We start from the raw sequence: 22,503 nt of genomic DNA on the forward strand, positions 1-22,503 counted from the left end.
GGGCAGAAAGTAGGGGAAGAACCTTCCCCTACTTTCAGTGGTCCGGCGCCTCGCTGACGTGGCCCGTTCGCCTGCCCTTCGAGGCATCCCTCGGCTGGCGCCTCGGGCACCTCACGGAGCGGCGGGGTGGTGGACGCTTATGCGCAGGTCAGAGCGCGAATCACCGAACTCTTCGAATCAGCGACCCACGCGCCGACGGCGACGGCGATCGTGGCGGCAGGGTGGAGGTCGGGGCCGGTGGCCAGGATCGGGCCCCTGACGGTGGTCGTCCGGGTATGTCCCGGAAGCGGACGCTGATGGACCCGATCTCAGTCATCGATTGTCGGTAGTTGCGTTCCACCGAACGCGATGCCAGGCACTTGCGCCCAAAAACAGGGGAAGAAACTTCTTCCCCTGGCCTTGGTGTCTTCCCCCCAGAAATTTCTCGCGGACGACTACGAACCCCGGGGAAGAAGTTCTTCCCCTAAGACGCCGACGAGGACAAACGCGGCCACACCAAGATATGGCAGCACCGGGGCGACCACGTCGTTGATCATGGCGCAACACTAGGCCAGTCGACGCAGCGGACGCTTGCCCGTCGCATTCGATGAAATGATCCCGATCCGACGGCGGCGCGAACGTGCGCATTTGGCCTGTTCTCGCAGTTCGCGTAACATGGATCGTCGGTGCGCTTCCCGTGCCGGATACCTTCGTGTGTTCACGTGGTTTCCGGTGTGGACCAGCGCCGATGGTGCGGTCAGCAACCGTGCCAACACCCTAACGGATAAACACGGTTTCAACCCGGCCAAGAGGTAACTCAGGCCAGGATCGCGGAGGACATGGCGAAGAAAGACGGGGCCATCGAGGTCGAGGGTCGAGTGATCGAACCCCTGCCCAATGCAATGTTTCGCATTGAGCTGGAGAACGGACACAAGGTTCTCGCCCACATCAGTGGCAAGATGCGGCAGCACTACATCCGCATCCTGCCCGAGGACCGGGTCGTCGTGGAACTCTCGCCCTACGACCTGGGTCGTGGGCGCATCGTTTATCGGTACAAGTAAGACTTCCTTTCCCGAACACGGGTGAGGGCAGCACGGGCCCGGCTTCGTCGTGCCCGGACATTCAAGGAGAAGCGGACGTGAAGGTTCAGCCGAGCGTCAAGCCGATCTGCGAGAAGTGCAAGGTGATCCGCCGTAACGGTCGGGTCATGGTGATCTGCGAGAACCTGCGTCACAAGCAGCGTCAGGGCTGATCACTCGCAACCCTCCGGGTCGCTTGAGAACACATAACTGAATACGAGAAACCAGAGCTGAACAAAGACTTGTGAAGCCCTCCTGGCACCAGCACCGACAAACGGGTCGGCGCCCACCTCCGGTTCAGAGGCCGGAGCTTTCCGCAGAGTGAAAGACGGACCAGGAGCAGACCTCTGAGAAGAACAGGAAACGCCACATGGCACGTGTTGCTGGTGTGGATCTCCCCCGCGAAAAGCGGCTGGAGATCGCACTGACCTACATCTATGGAGTTGGTCGTACCACCTCCAAGGAGATCCTCGAGGGCACCGGGCTCAGCCCCGACCTCCGCGCGAAGGATCTCACCGACGCAGACGTCGCAAAGCTGCGTGAGTACATCGAAGCCTCGGTGAAGGTCGAGGGTGACCTGCGCCGCGAGGTTCAGGCCGACATTCGACGCAAGATCGAGATCGGCTGCTACCAGGGCCTGCGCCACCGTCGTGGTCTGCCGGTCCGCGGACAGCGCACAAAGACCAATGCCCGCACTCGTAAGGGCCCGAAGAAGACCATCGCCGGGAAGAAGAAGTAATGCCTCCTAAGTCACGTAGCGCAGGCCCCAAGAAGGGCGCACGCCGTCGCGATAAAAAGAACGTCCCGCACGGCAACGCACACATCAAGTCGACGTTCAACAACACCATCGTGTCGATCAGCGACCCCAACGGAAACGTCATCAGCTGGGCGTCGTCGGGTCACGTCGGTTTCAAGGGCTCGCGCAAGAGCACCCCGTTCGCGGCTCAGCTCGCGGCCGAGAACGCTGCGCGCAAGGCCCAGGAGCACGGCGTCAAGAAGGTCGACGTGTTCGTCAAGGGACCGGGTTCGGGTCGTGAGACCGCCATCCGCTCCCTGCAGGCTGCCGGCCTCGAGGTCGGCACCATTTCCGATGTCACCCCGCAGCCGCACAACGGTTGCCGTCCGCCCAAGCGGCGTCGGGTCTAGCGGGAAAGGAAGAAGATAAACAATGGCTCGTTATACCGGCCCCGCAACAAAGAAGTCCCGTCGTCTTCGCGTCGACCTCATCGGAGGCGACCAGGCGTTCGAGCGTCGTCCCTACCCGCCCGGCCAGCACGGCCGTTCGCGGATCAAGGAGAGCGAATACCTGCAGCAGCTGCAGGAGAAGCAGAAGGCCCGCTTCACCTACGGAGTGATGGAAAAGCAGTTCCGTCGCTACTACGAAGAGGCCAATCGTCGTAACGGCAAGACCGGCGACGAGCTGCTGAAGATCCTCGAGACCCGTCTCGACAACGTAGTGTACCGCGCCGGCCTGGCCCGGACCCGTCGTCAGGCCCGCCAGATGGTCACCCACGGCCACTTCACCGTCAACGGTGTTCGTGTCGACGTGCCCAGCTACCGCGTGAGCCAGTACGACATCATCGACGTTCGTCCGAAGTCGCTGCAGACCGTCCCGTTCCAGATCGCCAAGGAAATCCAGGGCGATCGTGTGGTTCCGGGCTGGCTGCAGGTGGTTCCGTCGACGCTGCGCATCCTCGTGCACCAGGTGCCCGAGCGCGCTCAGATCGACGTGCCGCTCACCGAACAGCTCATCGTCGAGTTCTACTCCAAGTAGTTCTTCGAATCAGTAATCGCCGAGCAGCATCAGCTGTTTCGGTCCACCTTCTAGGCCGTCAAATAGCGGTCGGCCACAAGGAGAGAACACGAAATGCTCATCTCACAGCGACCCACTCTGACCGAGGAGATCATCGCCGAGGACCGGTCCAAGTTCGTCATCGAACCGCTCGAACCCGGCTTCGGCTACACCCTCGGCAACTCGCTGCGTCGTACCCTGCTCAGCTCGATTCCGGGTGCTGCAATCACCAGCATCCGCATCGACGGTGTGCTCCACGAGTTCACCACCGTCCCCGGGGTCAAGGAAGACGTCACCGACATCATCCTGAACCTCAAGGGCCTCGTGGTGAGCTCCGAAGAGGACGAGCCGGTCACCATGTACGTGCGTAAGCAGGGTCCGGGCACCGTCACCGGCGCCGACATCGTGCCCCCGGCCGGTGTCACCGTGCACAACCCCGATCTGCACATCGCCACCCTGAACGACAAGGGCAAGCTCGAGATCGAGCTCGTCGTCGAGCGGGGCCGCGGCTATGTGCCGGCCGTGCAGAACAAGGCGTCGGGTGCCGAGATCGGCCGGATTCCGGTCGACTCGATCTACTCGCCGGTGCTCAAGGTGACCTACAAGGTCGAGGCCACCCGCGTGGAGCAGCGCACCGACTTCGATCGGCTCGTGCTCGACGTGGAGACCAAGAACTCGATCAGCGCACGTGATGCGCTGGCGTCCGCGGGCAAGACCCTCGTCGAACTCTTCGGGCTCGCCCGGGAGCTCAACGTGGAGGCCGAGGGCATCGAGATCGGACCGTCGCCTGCCGAGGCCGACCACATCGCGTCGTTCAGCCTCCCGATCGAGGATCTCGAGCTGACCGTTCGTTCCTACAACTGCCTCAAGCGCGAGGGTGTTCACACCGTCGGCGAGCTGGTTGCCCGGACCGAGTCGGACCTGCTCGACATCCGTAACTTCGGCCAGAAGTCGATCGACGAGGTCAAGGTCAAGCTGCACGCGCTCGGACTGTCGCTCAAGGACAGCCCGGCCAGCTTCGACCCGTCGCAGGTCGCCGGTTACGACCCCGCCACCGGCACGTGGTCGGACGACGCGTCGTTTGACGCCGACTCCGGTGAGGATTTTGCAGAGACCGAGCAGCTGTAAGGCTCTCCCAAACCCTGACTTCCGGTCGAGAGACCGAGAGTTTCTTCTAGGAGAAGAGAAATGCCCAAGCCCACCAAGGGTGCCCGTCTCGGCGGGTCGGCCAGCCACCAGAAGGCGATGCTGGCGAATCTCGCCACCTCGCTCTTCGAGCATGGTCGTATCACCACCACCGAGGCCAAGGCCAAGCGCCTGCGCCCGTACGCAGAGAAGCTGATCACCCACGCCAAGGCCGGCAAGCTGGCCAACCGTCGTGAGGTGCTCAAGGTGATCCGCGACAAGGACGTCGTGCACACGCTGTTCGACGAGATCGGCCCGCACTTCGCCGATCGCAACGGCGGATACACCCGCATCATCAAGACACTGAACCGCAAGGGCGACAACGCCCCCATGGCCGTGATCGAGCTGGTGCGTGAGTCCACCGCGTCGAGCGAGGCAAGCCGCGCCACTCGCGTCGCTGCTTCGAAGAAGGCCGCCGCCGGGAGCGAAGCGAGCGGGGCGAATGTCACCGCTGAGGAGAAGCTCGACGCGACCGAAGAGGCCGTTGCCGAGTCTGACGAGGCGCCGGAGAACGTCGTGGAGGCCGTTGAGGCCGACGCCGACGACGCCGCTGTCGAGAACGCCGAAGCTGTTGCCGAGGCCGTCGACGACGAGTCGAGTGCTGCCACCGCTCCCGAGGCCGAGGCCGAGGGTGTCGACGTGGACGGCGACAAGAAGTAGTCCGTAGGGCTACTCTGCATTCATGACAGAACCCGCTGTCACCGATGTCGGTGGCAGCGGGTTCTGTCGTCCCGAGCGGAGCGAGATGATCCGTTTACGCCTCGACGTCGGTTACGACGGAACGGATTTCGCCGGCTGGGCGCGGCAGACCGATCAGCGGACGGTGTGCGCGATGCTCGAGGACACGTTGTCGACGGTGCTGCGCGTCCCGGTGCGTCTCACGGTCGCCGGTCGCACCGACGCGGGTGTCCACGCGACCGGACAGGTCTGCCACACCGACATTCCCGTCTCCGCGTTGCAGACCCGAAGCATCGCCGGCGACCCGTCACTGCTCGTCGGACGGCTCGCCAAGATGCTGCCAAACGACGTCCGCGTCAAGGAGATCGCCACCGTCAGTGCCGATTTCGACGCCCGATTCTCCGCGTTGCGTCGGCACTACGAGTACCGGCTGACCGACGCACGATGGGGTGCCGAGCCGGTCGTCTCGCGTATCACCGCGGCCTGGCGTCGGCCGCTCGACGTCGACGCGATGAACGCCGCGTCGGCATCATTGTTGGGGCTCAACGACTTTGCCGCGTTCTGTCGTCGCCGGGAAGGTGCGACGACGATCCGCGACCTCCAGCGATTCTCGTGGACACGGCAGGCCGACGGGGTGCTCGTCGGCCAGGTGAGCGCCGACGCGTTCTGCTGGTCGATGGTGCGGTCGCTCGTGGGTGCGGTCGCCAGTGTCGGGGATGGTCGGCGTGACGTCGACTGGTGCCGCGGACTGCTCGCGGAAACCGAACGCAGCAGCAAGGTTCCGGTCGCCGAGGCGCGGGGTCTGTGCCTCGTGGGCGTCGATTACCCGGATGATTCCGAACTCGCCGCCCGCAATGCGATCACCCGAGATGTGCGTACCGACACCGGCGCCGGCGGCTGCTGCGGCGCGTGACCTCTATGCGGCGCTGTGGCCACCGCATCTGAAATCTGCCCCAGATTTCCGCCCGAGACAAAGCCGCCGTCGACACTATGGCAACGTCGGCACACCCCCGCGCGGAAATCAGGGGCGGTTTTCGGATCTGGGCACACCATGGCCCGCCTGCTCGCCGTCGGGCCGTTGCCTCACGCGTCGAATCAGGTGGCGTTGCGTTCGTCCTCGATGGCCTCGAGTACTTCTTCGACCGTCTCGTCGTCCCCGACGAACTCGTCGAGCCGCTGCCCCTCGGTCATGAGGTGCCGCCAGTTGAGCGGGTCGAACACCACGGGTTCGTTGCGCTGCATGAAGTCGATGACGATGCGGCAGAAGCGTTCCGGGTCGTCGTGGAACGGGAAATGTCCTGAACCGACGAAGGTTTCGAAGTCCGAGTGGGGAATCGCGGCGTGCGCGAGTTCGCCGTGGTGGTAGGGGATCACCGAATCCTCGTCGCCCCAGACGATCAGCACCGGCAGCCGTTCGGTGAGATAGCAGCGGTCCAGCATGGTGACCGACTGCCCACGCCAGTCGACGACCGCGCGCAACGTTCGCAGGAACGCCGCATACGACTTGGGATCGGCCAGGTCGCCGAGCACCCGCATCATGTCCTCGTGGTCGATGAGGAGGTGTTTGGGGGAAGCCGCATTCGGGACGAACGACGGCAGCGGCGCCTCGACCACCCCCTTGGCCGCCAGCTTGAGCCCGGGGATCACGCCGGGTACCCGCAGCACCGACAGCAGCTGATGTACCACCGGCAGTGAGATGAAGCGCAGTGCGGGATTGACCTCGCGTGTGACCCCTCCGGCGGCGACGAGCACCAGCCGCTCGACGAACCGCGGGAACTGGTAGCAGAACTGCATGGCAACGCCGCCGCCGAGCGAATGCCCGACCACGGTGACCTTCGAGTGGCCCAGCACGACGAGGAGGTCGCGCATACCGTTCGCGAAGGCGGGGACCGAGTAGTCGGCGCGCGGCTTGTCGGACTTCCCGTGGCCGAGCAGATCCGGCGCGATCACCGTGTAGTGCTGGGCGAGGATGGGGATTACCTCGTTCCAGGTCGACGAGTTGTCCCCGATCCCGTGGATCAGCAGCAGCGCCGGTCCGCTGCCCGCAATGCGGTAGGCGCGGCGGTATCCGTGGATGGTGTGGTACTCGATGCGCACGTCCGTGTCACTGACGGGACGCAACACCGGACCCGAGGGCTTGGTCGGCACGGTTGATCTCCTCGGTCTTCACGACGTCGTGAACAGGGCTGTACGGGCGCGCACCGCGTCGCCCTTACCCCCGAGTAAACCCCACCATGGGACGATTCGCCCAACATGTTGCATCGAGTTAACGCGACACCGAGTTCGACGCTGCCGTGTACTCGAGATGAATTTCTCGCTGTCGACCGCGTCGGCCCAGGTGAGAGCCGAGACCAGCCCAGTTCGACGCTAGGCTGGGGTCGATGAATCCGTTCGATATCGACACCTTCCTGGCGACCGCCGGGCTCATCGGATTGTGCGTCCTCGTCTTCGTCGAAACCGGTCTGCTGATCGGTTTCATCTTTCCCGGCGACTCGGTCCTGTTCACCGCCGGCGTGTTCGCCGCCCAGCCCGACCCGTTCGCTCCGCTGTGGCTGCTCTGCGTCGCCGTTCCGATCGCCGCGATCATCGGCGACCAATGCGGCTACTTCATCGGCCGCTACTTCGGCAAGAGGGTTCTCGAGGGGCGGATGATGCGCACGATCGGCCCGGAGTACGTCGCACGCACCCACGCCTACTTCGACCGTTTCGGTCCGCTGACGGTGTTCTTCGGACGGTTCATCGGCATCGTCCGTACGTTGACGCCGCTCGTGGCCGGCTTCAGCGGGATGTCGTACCGCTTGTTCACCCTGTTCAGCGTGCTGGGCAGCTTCGCCTGGGCGGCTGGGATCATCCTCCTCGGCTACTTCCTCGGGAACGTTCCGTTGATCCGCGACAACATCGAGGTGTTCATCATCGCCTCGGTGGTGACGATCGTCGTCCCGACGTTCATTCACCTGGCCCGACGCTGGCATCAGTCGCGACGCACGGTCGACGCGGAAAGGTCGCATACCGCTGGTTGACGTGCGCCCGACCGACGTGGGGCCGTCGCGGTCAGGTCACCTTCGCTGTCGCCGCCGCGAGCTTCGGCGTGATCTGCTGCAGCGCGAAATACAGCGACCCGGGGGTGCCGGCTCCCATCGCCTGGACGATGGGATCGTCTTCGGGGAGTTCGATGGCGCGGCCGTCGCGGGTCACCGGTAGCGAGTTGATCAGCGGATCGTTCTGCAGTGCGGAGAACGGCAGGCTGATGGTGGTGAACACCGCCACCTGGGAGTCGAGCGCCGACACCTTCTCTACCGGGACGGCCGCGAAGAAGCCTTGCGCCTGAAGGTCTTTGACCGGTGGATACTGGACGTAGCCGAGTTCGGCGAAGGTGTCGAAGCGGGCGTCGCCCGGCAGGTAGGCGCCGTAGGCGCTGCCGAACTTGGCTCCCCAGTTGAATGTCTTGCCGGCGAAGGCGGGGTTGGCCGTCTTGATCTGGTTCTGCAGGTCGGTGGTCTTGGTGATCTGCGCCTGACCTTCGTCGCGCTTGCCGAGGGCGTTGGCGATCAGCGTCGTCTGCACCTTCCAGTTCACTGCGTAGTCGGGTGCGCCCTCGGGTGCGGTGACCACCGGAGCGATTTCTTTGAGGCTGTCGGTGACCTTGGAGTCGGCCTTGGCGCGGACGTTGAGGATCAGGTCGGGATTCAGCTCCTTGATCTGCTGATAGTTGAAGTCGCCGGCGCTGGCTGCGGGAATGAGAGTCGGAGTGTCCGTACCGAATTGGGCCGATGCCCACGATCCGACGCCCTTGGTGTCCGCGCCGAAGGACATCCAGTCGTAGATGGCGATCGGCTTGACGCCCAGCCCCAGCGCGATCTCGCCGTCCGACCATCCCAGTGCGACCACTCGTGGCGAGTCCGGTAGTCCGAGGTCGGGAGTCGACGACGGGTCGGAGTACACCTGATTCTCGGTGGTGTCGGTCTGAATGCACCCGCCCAGCGCGATCACCAGGCCGAGCATCATCCCGATGCCGAGCAGTCGGGTGATCAACGTCGATCTTCTCATCGTGACTCCTTTGTCGATGGCGTGGGTTTCGGAGTGCGCTCGCGAAGCGATGCGGTGTCGCCGGGCACCGCGTCGAAGGACACCGCCCCGGTGCCCAGCGGAATCACCAGCGGCGTATCGGTTTCCGGGTCGTTGATGATCCGCGACCGCACGCCGAAGGTTTCATGCACCATGTCCGCAGTGAGGACGTCCGCGGGTGGTCCCTGGGCGACGATCTCGCCGCTGCGCATGGCGATGATGTGGCTGGCGTACCGTGCGGCCTGGTTGAGATCGTGGAGAACAGCGACAAGCGTTGTGCCACTGCGGTTCATCGTCGTGCAGAGTTCCAGGACCTCGATCTGATGGGCGAGGTCGAGGTAGGTGGTGGGTTCGTCGAGCAGCAGGATAGGGGTTTGCTGGGCGAGCGCCATCGCGATCCACACGCGCTGACGCTGACCGCCCGACAGTGCCTGCACGGTTCGCTGCGATAGATCGGTGAGCCGCGTGACCTGCAACGCGAAATCGACTGCCGCCTGGTCGTCGTCGGTCCACTGCCGGAACATCTTCTGGTAGGGGAAGCGTCCGCGGGAAACCAGGTCGATGATCGAGATGCCGTCGGGCGCAATCGATTGCTGGGGGAGCAGTCCGACCTCGCGGGCGAATTCCTTTCCCTTGTAGGCGACGACGTTGCGTCCGTCGAGCACCACCTCGCCCGCGTTCGGTGCCAGCAGTCGCGACAACGTGCGCAGCAGCGTCGACTTCCCGCACGCATTGGGCCCGACGATGACGGTGAACGAACCGTCGGGGATCACGACGTCCAGGTCCGACAGGATGGTGGCCTCGTCGTAGCCGACCTCGAGTCCGGTACCGGTCAGTCTCCCGGTGAGGGCATCGGTCATGGCGTCGCCTTCCGTGACTGGACGAAGAGCAGTCCGAGCAGATAGATGCCACCGACCGACGTGGTGACGACGCCGACCGGCAACTGCACATCCGGCGCCAGGATGGTGCGGGCGATGGCGTCGCAGCTGACCAGCAGGGCGGCACCGACCGCAGCCGAGGCCACCAGTGGGATACCGGGACTGGGGGAGAGTCGGGCGGCGAGTTGCGGTGCGACCAGCGCGACGAAGGCGATCGGACCGGCGACCGCGGTGATGACCGCGGCGAATCCGACGCCGAGAAGCAGCAGGTAGATCTGCGTGCGGTCGATGTCGACACCTTTGCTGCGTGCCGAGTCTGAGCCGAGTTCGAACATCCGCATCCGCGGTGCGACCACCGTCAGCAGCGGCACCAGGATGATCAGCGAAACGATCAGCGGGATGGTGTCTTTCATCGTCAGGTCGCGCAGATTGCCCATGCCCCACGCTGCCGCCGAGGCGGCGTTCTGCACGTTCGCCACCGAGATCAGGTAGCCGTTGAACGCGACGAGCATGGCGTTGATGCCGATGCCGACCACCACGAACCGGTATCCGCTTGTCCCGCCGCGCATGCCGAGGAACCACACGGCGAACGCGGTTGCCAGCGCGCCGATCATCGCGCCGATGGTGGCGGCGCTGACACCGAGATGCAGTTGCAGCATGGCAATCAATGCGCCGGTGTTGGCGCCGGTGGTGAAGCCGATGATGTCGGGGCTGCCCAGCGGATTTCGGGTGATGGTCTGAAAGATGGCGCCCGACAACGCGAGTGCCGCACCACCGAGCAGCGCCACGACGACGGCGGGTAGCGCCGCCGCCACGAGATCCGCCGAGCGTCCCGACACCTGACCGGCGAGGACCTGCAGTGTTTCGACGAACCCGACGCGTGGGCTCGACGTCGTGCTCACACCCAGCGACCACACGCCGACCGCGAGCGCCAGCACGACGACGACCACCGAGATCGCCAGCGCGGCCAGATCCACCTTGAGGCTGATGCCGCCGAACCGTACGAACCTGATCCGGCGTGGCCAGCGTGCGGTGTCCGGTTCGTTCGATTCGGCGGCGCTGTGTTCGGGTTCGCGGGTGAGGGTCATAGTTCCGACACCCGCTTGCGCCGGACCAGTGCGATGAGTACGGGCGCACCGATGAATGCGGTCACCATCCCGACAGGCAGTTCGCTCGGAGTGAGCACGCGCGCCAGCAGATCCGAGCCGACCATCACGATGGGTCCGACGACCACACTCACCGGCAGCAGCCACTTGTTGTCCGGGCCAAACAGGATGCGCACGGCCTGCGGCACCATCAGCCCGACGAAGGTGATCGGCCCGACCGCGGCGGTGGCCGCGCCGCACAGGACAGTGACGATGACGAATCCGGCCAGCCGGACCCGTCCGACCGGGATGCCGAGCGCGAGCGCCCGGTCGTCGCCGAGGGCCAGCCCGTTCAGGTAGGGGATCAGGAACATGGCGGCCAGCACGCCAACGCAGATCGGGATCCATACGATGTCGACCTGAGACCAGTTGCGTCCGTCGAGTGTGCCGACCTGCCAGGAGCGGACCGCGTCGAAGGACTTCGGGTTGATCATGGTGAGTCCGAAGCCGATGCCGCTGAAGATCGACCCGGCCGCGACACCGGTGAGCACCAGTTTCTCCGGGCTCGCGCCGCTGACGCCGCGCGACCCGACGAAGTAGACGAGCGTTGCGGCCAGAAAGGCGCCGATCATCGCGCATACGACGTATCCGCTGGTGGAGTAGATGCCGAAGGCGACCGTGCCGACGATCATGGCGAAGTACGCGCCGGAGTTGACGCCCAGGATGCCTGGATCGGCGAGCGGATTGCGGGTCAGGCCCTGCATGATCGCGCCGGCCGCACCGAGCGCTGCGCCGACGAGTGCCGCGAGGATAGTCCGAGGTACCCGGTTGTTGCGAATGACCTCGAGGGTCGTCGGGTCGCCGGTGTTCCACAGCGCGTTCCAGGCGTCGGCGATGGTGTAATCGCCCGACCCCACGAAGAACCCGACGAGCACCAGAACCGCCAGCAGTGCAACGAGAATCAGCAGAATGCCGAAGCGCGACATGGTCTTCCACCACGGCGGCGTGGGATCCGCGGACTCAGAGGGTGTGGCGGACTCCGCCGTGCCGACGGTCAAAGGCGCCTCCGCACTGCTCGCTCGCATGGTCAGGTGCCCTCGCCAGTGCAGGTTAGGCACACCTGTCAGTGCGTCACTTTCGTCACATCAGTACGCGGCACCAACGGGATCAGAGCACGCTGCGACGCCTACACGGTGCTCGGGACCTGCGTGAACGCTCCTCGGTACTGGGCTGCGGGATGCCGGTCGTTGAGTCGGTCGCCACCGAACAGTTTCGCGCGTGTGGTCCCCGGCGCGTATTCGGTCTGCGCCAGACCACGCTGCTGCAGCACGGGAGTCACATGGTCGATGAAGTCGGTGTAGCTGCCGGGAATGGTCGCGTTGACGACGTTGATGCCGTCGACTCCGGCATCGCGCCACCGTTGCAGTTCGTCGGCGATCTGTTCGGGTGTGCCGACGACGCGTGAATTGCGGCCCTGCAGCCTGCCGAGATCTTCGATCGTCGCCTCACGTCCGTCGACGGATTCCCGCACCCAGTCGATGACGCTGCGGATGCCCTCGGTCTCGATGGCGCCGAGCGGTGTGTCGAGCGGGTGGCTGCCGAAGTCGATGCCGATGGCGCCGGACAGGTGGGCGATCATCGCGTCGAGGTCGATGTTCTCCTCGAGCTCGGCCTCCTTGCGGCGCGCCTCCTCCTCGGTGCTGCCGATGACGAAATGCAGGCCCTGGAAGAACGTGAGGTCGTGCGGATCACGGCCATACGATGGCAACCGGCCGCGCGTGTCGTCGACCAGGATCTTGGCGGCCTCGGGGCTCGGGGAGATGATGAACTGCGCCTCGGCATTGCGTGCTGCGAATTCGCGACCGGCGGTGGATGATCCGGCCTGGAAGAGGACCGGTGTCCGTTGCGGGGACGGCGCGACGAGGTGTGGTCCCTCCACGCGGTAGCGCTTGCCCTCGTGAAAGATCTTGTGCACCTTGTCCGGATCTCCGTGCAGTCCCCGCTGTTTGTCCTGCAGAAGGGCGTCGTCGTCCCACGACCCCTCCCAAAGTTTGTAGACCACGTCGGCGTATTCGTTGGCCCACACGTAGCGTTCGTCGTGCTCTTCGAGGTCGTCGTACCCGAAGTTGCGCGACGCGTTCGACAGTCCGTTCGTGACGATGTTCCAGGCGATCCGGCCGTTCGACGCGTGATCGAGCGTGGAGATCTTGCGCGCGAAGTTGAACGGATGTTCTTGTAGGACAGAACTCGTGATGGCGATGCCGAGATCGGTGGTGTTGTAGGCGATGGCCGACGCGATCACCGACGGGTCGTTGCTGGGGATCTGCAGGCCGGCCTCGACGTACTTGCGATAGCCGCCGTCGTAGTCGCCGTACAGTCCGACGACGTCGGCGAAGAAGATGAAGTCGAACTTGCCGCGCTCGAGTTCCTTGGCCAGCCCGACCCAGTGCTCGAGGGAGTTGAAGTCGGTCTGCTGGGCGTCGGGGGTGCGCCAAAGGCCCTGCAGAATGTGGGAAGTCGTGTTCATCACGAACGCGGAGAAGCGCAGTGGCTTGGTCATGGTTGTCTCCTGACGTGGTGTTACTTGACGATGAGTTTGCGCTGCGAGGCCATGGTGAACACGGCCGCGACAACGATGACGAGACCCTTGATGATGGTCTGGGTGTAGTCGGCGGCGCCGATCTGGTTGAGGCCGTTGGACAGTACGGTCAGGATGAGTACGCCGAGGACGGTGCGTCCGACGCTCCCGACACCGCCCGACAGCGCGGTGCCGCCGATGACGATGGCGGCCACCGAGTCCAGGAGGATCGTCGAACCGAGAGTCGGACCCGCCGCACCGAGCTGCGCGGTCAACAGGAGCCCGGCGAGTCCGGCGGTGATCCCGGAGATCACCAGCACGAACACCTTGACCCGTCGGGTGGACACGCCGGCGAGTTCGACGACGCGTTCGTTGCCGCCGACGGCGTAGGTGTAGAGACCGACCCGGGTGCGGCGCGAGATGAACCACACGATGCCCAGCACCACGAGTGCGATCAGGGCGGCGTTCTGCAGATTCGGGATCAATTGTCCGACAGCGAGATTGCGGATAGCGGTGTCGGTGAAGTTGATCGTGGAGCCTTCGAGGATGGTCAGTGCGATGCCGGCGAACAGCGAGAGGGTGCCCAGCGTCGCGATGAACGACGGCACCCGGCCGAACGCGAACACCACTCCGTTCAGCAGACCGATCACGGCGCCGACACCGACCGAGATGGCAATGGCGAGAGCGGGATTGCTGACACCCTCCCGGATCAGGTAGGCGATGACGGTGCCGGTGAGCAACGCGATGGAACCCACCGAGAGATCGATGCTGCCGGCGATCACCACCAGGGTGGCGCCGAGTGATGCGAGGAGCAGGATGCCGGCCTGACCGCTGATCAGCGCGAAGTTGGCCGGGCTCCAGAAGGCCTCCTCCCGCAGCGAGAAGTAGGCGATCAACGCGATGAGGGCGACCAACGGCAACACGTCACGGGCGACATTCGGCCTACGTAGGAGTGCGACGAGGTCGTCGCGAGATGGGACGGTCAGTTGGGGCAGCGACGAGGTGCGCTGGGCTTCGGTGGTCACGTGTCATCCGTTCGCGGTCGTGAGGTTGTGGGTGGTGAGTTCGGGGGAGGTCGGCGTGCCGGGGATCATCAGGGCGACAAGGTCATGCTCGGCCGGTTTGGCGTCGGCGGGTGCGTCGACGACGGTGACGAGCCGGCCGTTGGTGACGACGCCGATCCGATGCGACAGGCCGATCAGTTCGGGGAGGTCGTCGGAGACGAGGACGATCGCGGTGCCGTCGGACGCGGCCGCGCGGAGGAGGTCGTAGATGCCTTCGCGGGCGCCGGTGTCGACGCCCTGGGTGGGGGCGTCGAGCACGAGCACATCGGGCCGTCGCAGTAACCATTTGGCCAGCAACACTTTCTGGGCGTTGCCCCCGGACAGCGACGACACCGATGCGTCGATGCTCTCGGTGACGATGCCGAGTGTGTCGACGTACTCGTGGGCGACCTTGCGTGCCCGGCCGACGGCCCACAGCCCGACCCGCCGGGTCGCGAAAGTATCGTGCAGAGAAGCGAGTTGGAGGTTGTCGACGATGGATGCGCCGGTGATGAGTCCCTTGTGGCGCGATCCGGCGGCACGTAGGCGATGCCGGCTGCGACGTGCTGTGCGACGCCGCCGTCGATCGTCACGCCATCGACGGTCACGGTGCCCGACGCCCGGGGAACGGCGCCCGCGATGATTTCGCCGAGCACCCGCTTCCCCGATCCCTCGGTGCCTGCCAGACCGAAGATCTCGCCCGGCCGAACCTCGAAGGTGGCCTCGCGCAGGACGTCCGCACCTGCCACACCGTCGACCACGAGCCGCGGTGGCTTGCCGACGTCGATGACCTTTTGTGCGCCCTCGCGATAGTAGTTCTCCGTCCGCACCCGGCCCACCATGAGTCGGTGTAGTTCGGTTTCGTCGGCGCCCGCGGTGGGACGGTCGGCAATCGACTGTCCGTCCTTGAACACGGTGATGCGATCGGTGGTGTCGAGGATCTCGGGGAGCCGATGCGAGACGAATACCACGGCGGCCTCGCCGCGCAGTTGCTCGAGCAGACGGAGGAAATTGTCCTCGTGCTCGTGGTCGAGCGCGGTCGTCGGCTCGTCGAAAAGGACCACCGGACGCTCGATCTCGAGCTTGCGTGCCAGCGCGATCACGCGCGCGATGTCGAGGCTCTGCTTCTGGCCGGGTGACAGTTGCCCGGTGGGTGTGCGTGCGTCGAGCCCGTCGATGTCGGCGGCGGTGAGAGCGTCGTCGGTCGCCCGGATCAGTGCCTTGCGATTCAGGAGTCCACGGCTACGGAAGAGCTTCTCCCAGCCGAAGAAGGTGTTCTCGTAGACGGTGAGCTTGTCGATCAGGTTGGCGTCCTGGAAGACTCGGAAGATGCCGAGCCGGTTGGCTTCCTGGTAGGTCTTGGGAGCGATCTCTTCACCGTCGAGACGGATGCTGCCCGAGTCATAGGGCAGGACACCGGACACGATGTTGAGGATGGTGCTCTTCCCGGCGCCGTTCTCGCCGATCAGTCCGACGACCTCACCGTCGCCGACGGTCAGGTTGACACCCTTGAGCGCGCGGTTGGCACCGAAGGACTTGACGATGCCGCGCACCTCGAGTCGTGGTGTGGTGGTGCTCATGCCGTCCTTCCGTAGGGTGACGGTCCGAGGACCGGATAGCGGTAGTGGTCGCGGTACAGCGCACGGATGCGGTCGTAGTCGCCGTTGCGCTGGGCCCGCAGGTAGGGCTCGGGATAGGTGAAGCCCTCGGGTTTGTCGATGCCGGGCCACACTTTGTCGAGGTTCTCGATCGGGTAGGCGTCGAACTGCAGGTCGAAGTCGTTGGGATGTTCGGTGCGCGACAACAGTTTCACGTCGAAGGACTGGCCGATCGGCTGGTCGACGTAGCGTGCCTTGAACTTCTCCACGTTGTCGCGGGTGATGATCTCGGCGTGCCATCCGTACATGCGCTCTGCCGGTTCGGGCCGCCAGCCGCGCAGCCGATCGTGGAACTGCGCGATCGTCACGAACGACGGATACGCGGGCACATTGCCGGTGGTGACGAGCTGACGGCCGTTGAGGACGCGTTCGATACCTGCGGTGGACCCGTTGGCGCCCACCACGAACACATCCTTGCCGGGTACCTTGCCGGCTGCTTCGATTCCCGCGACCACACCGGTCGCTGCATCGTCGTTGACTGCCACGATGCCGACGGTGTCGGGGTAGCGGGTCAGCAGCGAGGTGGTGGCCCGCTGGGACAGGTCCGCGTCGTACTTGGCGTGCAGCTCACCGGCGAACCGGATCTTCGGGTACTTCGCGAGGGTGTGGTGCACGGCGAGGCGACGCTGTGCCTCGAGTCCGTCGATGGACGGGTAGAAGCCGCCGACCCGCACCACGGTGCCCTCTTCGCCGATCCGCTTGGCGAGCACGTCGACCGCCTTGCCGACCGAGTCGTACTCGTCGGGGATCAGAAACGAGTTGTAGTTGGGGCCGTATTGGTCGCTCTCCCAAGGCGTGTACCACGACGGCGCATTCCAGGCGGCCTGGAACAGTACCCCGCTGCGGTTGGCGTCCTGCGCCAGTGTCGGCAACGCCCCGGCGTCGTTGAGCCCGACGAAGATTGCCGTGGTCTTCTGCGTGAGAAGCTGATTGAACTGGTTGGACTGCACCGCCGCGTCGCTCTTGCCGTCGAGCACCACCGGCTTGTAGCCGAGTTGCTTGGCCGCCGACTTGTAGGCGTTGGCCCACTGCACCTGGTAGTCGCCGGTCGACGACCAGTTCAACAGTGCGAACTGGCCGTCGGTGTACGCGACTGCACCTGAATGGCTTTCGCTGCGCCCGACCGCCGCGAGCGCCCCACCCGCCGCGAGTGCCGCGGTGCTGCCCGCCAGAAGTTTGATGAACTGCCGTCGCCCAAGGCCATAGGTGTCGAGTCGCTCGAGCACCGAGTCGATGGCACGCCGGTTGTCAGGATCGCGTTCGTCGATATCATTGGACATATCGTGTTGTCTGCCTTGTCATGTGAAGTGACTTGAATCCGCTGCCTGAGGTGTGAGGAGCGCAAGCGACGAGCCTCGAATGCTTGGTGACGTCACGTCACCAAGCCCCCATCCGCTGCCTGAGGTGTGAGGAGCGCAAGCGACGAGCCTCGAAGGCCTGGCGACGTCACTCACCGTGCCCTTCGAGGCTCTCGGCTAGCGCCTCGAGCACCTCAGGGAGCGGGTGTAGGCGGCGAGCCCGCGTCCACCACTGGAATCGAACTCAGAAGTACCCGTTCGCCGGCAGATCCTGCCCGAGGAGCACATGCGCGCCCACGGCCTGCGCCTTCAGTCGAGCGGGGTTGTGCAGCGTGATGGTCCGGATGTTCCGCCAATGCCGGTCGAGGTCCTTGCTGCGGCTCGACGCCGACGCCCCGCCCGCTTCGAACAGCAGAGTCGCTGCGCGCGTGCCGATCTCGTCGAGCACCACCTTCGCCTTCGACGCCGCCAGCGCCGCAGCTTGTGCCAACTTCGGATCCTGAACGCCATCGACGGCGGAATCAGCTGCCGCATCGAGGGATTCGGCCGCGATCAGTACGGTGCTCTCGGTGACGAAGGCCAGCGCGGCGAGTTCTCCGACCACCTGTTGCAGCGACGGGTCTTCCACCGGGATCGGCGAGGTGGCGTGTGCAAAGTTGCGTGTGCGTCCTTCGACGAGTGCTTTGGCGTCAGCGACGACGGTCCGCAGGATGCCCGCGATCACCGCATGCAGGTACAACTGGACGAATGCTCCCTGGGTGGACGGCGCTTGGGTCTCGTCGAGCGGCACTTCGCGGAGGATGTCCTCGGGGTACACGGCGACGTTCGTGAATCGTGTTGTACCCGAGCCGGTTCGACGCTGTCCGAAGCCGTCCCAATCGTCGAGGATCTCGACACCGTCGCGATCGGTAGGGATGACGACGGAGGTGAGAGTGGTGCCCTTGACCGTCCACACGCTCACGTAGTCGGAGAATAGCGTCCCGGTGGTGTAGAACTTCTCGCCGTTGAGGACAAAGCGTTCGGTGCCGTCGACCGGAGCCAGCGTGGTGGTGAACTGGAAGTCGCCGGCCGCCTTGCTGCCACGCTCGCTGGTGGCATTGCCGAACACCTTGCCGTCGGCGATCAGGTCGAGGAAGCGTCCTGCGTTCTCCGACTGCGAGGCCAGGAACTCCTCGGTGAGCCAGAAGTGGGTGCGGTAGATGTGGGCGACGGTGGGGTCGGCGGCCGCGAGATCGATGATGGCGGAGAACAGTTCACGGAGGGAGTAGCCTGCACCGCCGCGCTCGACGGGCAGCCGGAGCTTGCCATAGCCGGCCGCAGCGATGTCGCGGACTTGATCGAAAGGGTTGACATTGTCGAGTTCACGAGCGATTGCGCCCTCGGCAACGCGGTCGAGTACTTCTGGGAACGCGGCGATGTCGAGTTGCGACGCCTGAACCTGGGTCATCTGTGGTCTCCTCTGTAGCTGTTCGGTGCGCGCGACAATTCAGCGGCACTGGTCTGCGAGGAAACTACGGTCCCAGGATCGGGTGCGGAAGGAATCGGTGCACGCCGCGCAAAAGGACTCTCCGCCGACACTCTGTGTGCAGTCGGAGAACCTGTGTGCTGCAGCACCGGGTTCTCCGATTCGACACAGAGTGCCCGAACGGCGGCCAGGTTAGGGAGTGAACCCGCCGGAGAATTCGTCGGCCATCGTGGCCGCGAGCTCGACGAACGCGCGTCGGGATTGCTTGCCCATCAGTTCCAGGTCGACGTCGGCTCCTTCGGCAAGGTGGTCGTCGAACGGAATCTGATGTACTGCACGGCATCTGGTCAGAAAGTGCTGGGCGAGCTGGTTGGTGTCGATGGTCGACGCGCCTGGGCGTGAGGAGCTGAGCACAACAACAGTACGTGAGACGAGGTGCCCGTGGCCATGGGCCTCGAGCCAGTCGAGCGTCGCACCCGCGCTGCGCGCGCCGTCGAGAGCGGGGGAGCTGACGAGGATGAGGGCATTGGCCAGTTCGAGAACCCCGCTCATGGCCGAATGGCTCAGACCGGTGCCGCAATCGGTGAGGATGATGTTGTAGAACCGCTGCAGAATGGTGATGACACCGCGGTACTCGTCCTGGTTGAACGCCTCGGCCATGGCCGGGTCACGTTCCGAAGCAAGAACTTCCAGCCGACTCGGGGCCTGTGATGTGTGCGCGCGGACGTCGGAGTAGCGGTAGACGTTGTCGTCGGCGAGGAGATCGCGCACCGTCGACGAGGTCTGTTGTGGGACGCGTTGTGCGAGGGTGCCCAGGTCGGGGTTGGCGTCGACGGCGATGACCCGGTCACCGCGCAGTGACGCGAACGTCGATCCGAGTCCGACGGTGGTGGTGGTCTTGCCGACCCCGCCCTTGAGCGACAACACGGCGATGCGATAGTCGCCGCGGACGGGACGGCGCACGCGCGCGAGGAGCTGCTGGTACTCGATATCACCTTGAGACTGACCGGGATTGATGGCACCCGCCGACAGAGTGTGGACGGCGCGGCGCCAACCCCGACTCGGCGGTCGCTGCGCACGGCGCAGGATGCGCACGTCGTCCAGCGAGGCGGGGGCCTGCTGGGCGTGTGGTGGACCCGCGGCCTGCGGAGGTGGTGCGTATCCCGAGGGAGGCCCGTAGCCTGGCGGCGGGTACCCCTGGGGAGGCCCATACCCGTGAGGGATTGCCGGAGGTCCCGGGTGCACCACAGCGTTCGGCGGCGGTACGGCCTGTGGTTGCGGACCGGGCCGGACGTCGACATGCGACGGGTGGTCAGCGGTGTCGTCGGCCTCGGGAATCCAACTCGGCCATGGCTGATCGGGTTGATCGTCGTGCATTGTCATCCTGTGTGGTTGTCAGCCGACCCACGGCTGTTGCGCCGTCGGCGGTGGAGCCATGTTGACCGAGAAGGAATCGGCCACCGTCGCAGCGAGTTCGAGGAATGCGGTACGGGTGCGTCGATGCAACTGGTCGAGCTCGACGTAGGAGCCGGTGGCCAGATGATCGTCGTAGGGAATGATCTGCACCGCCCGGGTGCGGCCGCGGAAATGGTCGGCCAGCAGATCGAGATCGATCGGCGCCCCGCCGGGCTTGGACGCCGAGATCACCACGATCGCCTGACTCACCAGTCGCTGGTAACCGTGAGCGTTGAGCCAATCCAGTGTCGCCGAGGCGCTTTGGGCGCCATCGACCGCGGGCGAGGTCACCAGGACGATGGCATTGGCGGTGCTGAGCACACCTTGCATGGCCGAGTGCATGAGGCCGGTGCCGCAGTCGGTCATGATGATGTTGTAGAAGTTCTCCAGCACCCCGAGCACCTTGCGGTACTCCTCGGCGCTAAACGCCTCCGACACCGCCGGATCACGCTCGGAGGCAAGGACTTCGAGCCGACTCGACGCTTGGCTGGTATGCCGTCGGATGTCGGTGTAGCGGTGGATGTTGGGGTCGTGCAGTACCGAGCGCACCGTCGACGCGGTTTGCTGCGGAACACGGCTGGCCAATGTTCCGAGGTCGGGATTGGCGTCCACCGCGATCACCCGGTCGCCGCGCAACGACGCGAAGGCTGAACCGAGCCCGATGGTGGTCGTGGTCTTGCCCACGCCGCCCTTGAGAGACAGGACCGCCAGGCGGAAATCACCCTGAATCGGTTGTCGCACACGGGCAACCATCTCGTTCAGTTGCTGCTGCGACTTCGAGTCGCCGAGATTGATGAGTCCACCCGACGCGGCGTGCAGCGCTTGGCGCCACCCCCGACTCGGGGCCGGCGCGGAGTGTCGCACCAGACGGTGGGGGTCGAGCCCGGGAGGTGGGGCGAGGTTCTGCGGTCCGGCCGGATGCGGGTAGCCGGGCGGAACCTGATGCGCGGGTGCACCTTGCCATGGTGGAGGTGCCGGCATCGGCGGAGCAGGTGGATAAGTCGGAACCTGGTGGGGTGGGGCGGTCGGATGACTCGGCGGTGCCGGCACGAATGCGGCGAATCGATCGGTGTCCGGCGCCTTAGCCTCGGTGGGCTCGGGCGCGGGAGTTTCGGGGCTGGGGGAGACCTCGCGGGCCGGGGATTCGGGTGAATCCGCTGCCGGGGCATCGTCCACCGGCTCGGCGGGCATCCAGCCGCGGCTCGGTGTTGCCGACGGGAGCACCGCGGCTGAGATCGGGGTCAACGGAACCGACGCTGCAGCGTCGGCAGCCCGGTAGTGCTCGGCCGGCGCCTCGGCGGCAGTGGCCTTCGGCTCGTCGTCATCGGCATCCACACGCAGCCACGGTGGGGGCTGCGAGCCCGGCGAACCCTCGGTGTGCGTCATGTGCTGATCACTCTCCCCTACACGGTGCGAACGTAGGCGACCGTATCCTCAGCCCCTGATAGTAGGGTGCCCCTCGTGACCGATCGTAACGACGCCCGGACTGTGCTGCAGGCGCACAAGCTCCGCTCGGAGCTCGCCTCGACGGCCCTGATCCATGGAACGGGGCAACCCCGCGGCCGCTCGATCCCGATCAAACTGCTGGTCATCTCGCTGATCCTGGCGGCCGTCATCGTTGTCGGGATCGTGGTCACCGGCTACATGATCGACCTCATTCAAGCGCGTACGCGGTCCCGCTGACACGAACCTTTCCCGCTCCCTGAGATGTGAGCGAAGCGAGCCTTACCGCTCCCTGAGGTGCGAGCGAAGCGAGCCTCGAAGGGCGTGGCGAGATGACATTGTTGTCTCACCAGGGGCTTCGAGGCTCGTCGCTTGCGCTCCTCTCACCTCAGCCATCGGAGGGGTGGGGCTCCTCAGCCCGGCGGCTTGCGCTCTCTTCGAGGCTCGCAGGCTCGCACCTCAGCCATCGGGAGGGAGGTGAGTCACGGCCAGACGAGGTTGTAGACGCCCTGCGCGAAGAACACGACCGGGATGAAGGCGATCGCCAGCGGGAGGTCCAGCGCGTCGAGGATGCGACGCACTCGTGCGCCGCTGACCTCGGGCAACGCCGGCAGGGCGCCGGCGCCGAAGCACAGCGCCACCAGAGCCGCAGCGCCCGCTCCGAGGGCTGCGGCGGGCCCGACGGCCAGCCCCGACCACCCCGCAACACCGACGGCGAGGAACGCGGTCGCCGCCGCGGCCGCGAGGATCATGGGCCCGACGTGGCGGGTGTGGGTGAAGTTGCGGCTCCGCAGCAGCCAGATGACCACCAGGAACGCGGCC

At 65.4% G+C, this 22,503-nt stretch carries 23 protein-coding genes and 2 pseudogenes; 10 read left to right on the forward strand and 15 right to left on the reverse strand.

The annotated features are described in order from the left end of the window. Positions 1-818 precede the first annotated feature (818 nt). From infA to truA, 8 genes are all read left to right on the forward strand, one after another. Positions 819-1,040, forward strand: a complete 222-nt coding sequence (infA, locus tag ABZW74_RS19865; RefSeq protein WP_005170487.1) for a translation initiation factor IF-1 — start codon at positions 819-821, stop codon at positions 1,038-1,040. Positions 1,041-1,117: 77 nt separating this feature from the next. Beyond that, entirely contained in the window at positions 1,118-1,231 is a 114-nt protein-coding gene (gene rpmJ, locus ABZW74_RS19870) for a 50S ribosomal protein L36 (RefSeq protein WP_005207978.1), read from the forward strand. A gap of 197 nt (positions 1,232-1,428) precedes the next feature. Next, positions 1,429-1,797 carry a 30S ribosomal protein S13 gene (gene rpsM, locus ABZW74_RS19875; RefSeq protein WP_006338093.1) on the forward strand — a complete coding sequence of 123 codons (369 nt, stop codon included), beginning with the start codon at positions 1,429-1,431 and terminating at the stop codon, positions 1,795-1,797. Then, positions 1,797-2,204: a 30S ribosomal protein S11 gene (gene rpsK / locus ABZW74_RS19880; RefSeq protein WP_124710627.1), complete on the forward strand. Its 408-nt coding sequence runs from the start codon at positions 1,797-1,799 to the stop codon at positions 2,202-2,204. The genes rpsM and rpsK overlap by 1 nt, the downstream gene beginning before the upstream one ends. Before the next feature lie 22 nt (positions 2,205-2,226). Further along, positions 2,227-2,832: a 30S ribosomal protein S4 gene (gene rpsD / locus ABZW74_RS19885; protein WP_240860201.1), complete on the forward strand. Its 606-nt coding sequence runs from the start codon at positions 2,227-2,229 to the stop codon at positions 2,830-2,832. 93 nt (positions 2,833-2,925) lie between these two features. After that, entirely contained in the window at positions 2,926-3,978 is a 1,053-nt protein-coding gene (locus ABZW74_RS19890; RefSeq protein WP_240860199.1) for a DNA-directed RNA polymerase subunit alpha, read from the forward strand. Between the two features lie 60 nt (positions 3,979-4,038). After that, the gene (gene rplQ, locus ABZW74_RS19895; protein WP_355278708.1) at positions 4,039-4,695 is read left to right on the forward strand and encodes a 50S ribosomal protein L17; all 657 of its coding nucleotides are present in this window, start codon (positions 4,039-4,041) and stop codon (positions 4,693-4,695) included. An 85-nt stretch (positions 4,696-4,780) separates the two neighbouring features. Next, complete coding sequence (gene truA / locus ABZW74_RS19900; protein WP_240860249.1) at positions 4,781-5,626, forward strand: tRNA pseudouridine(38-40) synthase TruA; 846 nt, start codon at positions 4,781-4,783, stop codon at positions 5,624-5,626. A 182-nt stretch (positions 5,627-5,808) separates the two neighbouring features. Here the strand turns inward: truA and ABZW74_RS19905 are convergent, their stop codons facing one another. Further along, positions 5,809-6,861 carry an alpha/beta hydrolase gene (locus tag ABZW74_RS19905; RefSeq protein ID WP_240860195.1) on the reverse strand — a complete coding sequence of 351 codons (1,053 nt, stop codon included), beginning with the start codon at positions 6,859-6,861 and terminating at the stop codon, positions 5,809-5,811. Between the two features lie 233 nt (positions 6,862-7,094). Between ABZW74_RS19905 and ABZW74_RS19910 the strand changes: the two genes are divergently transcribed. Beyond that, on the forward strand, positions 7,095-7,733 hold the full coding sequence (locus ABZW74_RS19910) for a DedA family protein (RefSeq protein ID WP_355278712.1): 639 nt from the start codon (positions 7,095-7,097) through the stop codon (positions 7,731-7,733). A 31-nt stretch (positions 7,734-7,764) separates the two neighbouring features. On the opposite strand, the gene ABZW74_RS19915 is transcribed toward ABZW74_RS19910, so the two are convergent. The 13 genes and pseudogenes from ABZW74_RS19915 to ABZW74_RS19975 form a co-directional block, all read right to left on the reverse strand. Next, on the reverse strand, positions 7,765-8,760 hold the full coding sequence (locus ABZW74_RS19915) for an ABC transporter substrate-binding protein (protein WP_355278714.1): 996 nt from the start codon (positions 8,758-8,760) through the stop codon (positions 7,765-7,767). Beyond that, the gene (locus ABZW74_RS19920; RefSeq protein WP_355278716.1) at positions 8,757-9,638 is read right to left on the reverse strand and encodes an ABC transporter ATP-binding protein; all 882 of its coding nucleotides are present in this window, start codon (positions 9,636-9,638) and stop codon (positions 8,757-8,759) included. The genes ABZW74_RS19915 and ABZW74_RS19920 overlap by 4 nt, the downstream gene beginning before the upstream one ends. Further along, a complete protein-coding gene (locus tag ABZW74_RS19925) occupies positions 9,635-10,744 on the reverse strand; it encodes an iron chelate uptake ABC transporter family permease subunit (protein WP_355278719.1) in 1,110 nt (369 codons plus the stop codon). The genes ABZW74_RS19920 and ABZW74_RS19925 overlap by 4 nt, the downstream gene beginning before the upstream one ends. Further along, positions 10,741-11,799, reverse strand: coding sequence for an iron chelate uptake ABC transporter family permease subunit (locus tag ABZW74_RS19930; protein WP_355278722.1), 1,059 nt, complete (start codon positions 11,797-11,799; stop codon positions 10,741-10,743). Before ABZW74_RS19930 ends, ABZW74_RS19925 begins: the two co-directional genes overlap by 4 nt. A gap of 128 nt (positions 11,800-11,927) precedes the next feature. Then, positions 11,928-13,301: an LLM class flavin-dependent oxidoreductase gene (locus tag ABZW74_RS19935; RefSeq protein WP_240860191.1), complete on the reverse strand. Its 1,374-nt coding sequence runs from the start codon at positions 13,299-13,301 to the stop codon at positions 11,928-11,930. Between the two features lie 20 nt (positions 13,302-13,321). Beyond that, positions 13,322-14,344 carry an ABC transporter permease gene (locus tag ABZW74_RS19940; protein WP_355278725.1) on the reverse strand — a complete coding sequence of 341 codons (1,023 nt, stop codon included), beginning with the start codon at positions 14,342-14,344 and terminating at the stop codon, positions 13,322-13,324. 3 nt (positions 14,345-14,347) lie between these two features. Beyond that, positions 14,348-14,641 (reverse strand): hypothetical protein, encoded by a 294-nt coding sequence (locus ABZW74_RS19945; protein WP_355278728.1) that lies wholly within the window; start codon positions 14,639-14,641, stop codon positions 14,348-14,350. Positions 14,642-14,680: 39 nt separating this feature from the next. Next, a pseudogene (locus tag ABZW74_RS19950) lies at positions 14,681-15,031 on the reverse strand (hypothetical protein); the annotation flags it as partial. Continuing rightward, positions 14,950-15,942 (reverse strand): annotated as a pseudogene (locus ABZW74_RS19955) (ATP-binding cassette domain-containing protein); the annotation flags it as partial. The pseudogenes ABZW74_RS19950 and ABZW74_RS19955, both read right to left, overlap by 82 nt. After that, positions 15,939-17,300: a sugar ABC transporter substrate-binding protein gene (locus tag ABZW74_RS19960; protein ID WP_355278730.1), complete on the reverse strand. Its 1,362-nt coding sequence runs from the start codon at positions 17,298-17,300 to the stop codon at positions 15,939-15,941. The pseudogene ABZW74_RS19955 and the gene ABZW74_RS19960, both read right to left, overlap by 4 nt. 262 nt (positions 17,301-17,562) lie before the next feature. Continuing rightward, entirely contained in the window at positions 17,563-18,765 is a 1,203-nt protein-coding gene (locus tag ABZW74_RS19965; protein ID WP_355278733.1) for an acyl-CoA dehydrogenase family protein, read from the reverse strand. A 210-nt stretch (positions 18,766-18,975) separates the two neighbouring features. Continuing rightward, entirely contained in the window at positions 18,976-20,160 is a 1,185-nt protein-coding gene (locus tag ABZW74_RS19970; RefSeq protein WP_355278736.1) for a MinD/ParA family protein, read from the reverse strand. A gap of 18 nt (positions 20,161-20,178) precedes the next feature. Next, positions 20,179-21,624 (reverse strand): AAA family ATPase, encoded by a 1,446-nt coding sequence (locus tag ABZW74_RS19975; protein ID WP_355278739.1) that lies wholly within the window; start codon positions 21,622-21,624, stop codon positions 20,179-20,181. A 75-nt stretch (positions 21,625-21,699) separates the two neighbouring features. Here ABZW74_RS19975 and ABZW74_RS19980 point away from each other — a divergent pair, with 75 nt between their 5' ends. Then, a complete protein-coding gene (locus tag ABZW74_RS19980; protein ID WP_355278741.1) occupies positions 21,700-21,921 on the forward strand; it encodes a hypothetical protein in 222 nt (73 codons plus the stop codon). 242 nt (positions 21,922-22,163) lie between these two features. Here ABZW74_RS19980 and ABZW74_RS19985 read toward each other — a convergent pair. Continuing rightward, positions 22,164-22,503: hypothetical protein (locus tag ABZW74_RS19985; RefSeq protein ID WP_355278744.1), on the reverse strand; the 340-nt coding region annotated here is incomplete at its 5' end.

It is taken from the genome of Gordonia sp. NPDC003585 (genome assembly GCF_040610755.1).
Classification (GTDB): domain Bacteria; phylum Actinomycetota; class Actinomycetes; order Mycobacteriales; family Mycobacteriaceae; genus Gordonia.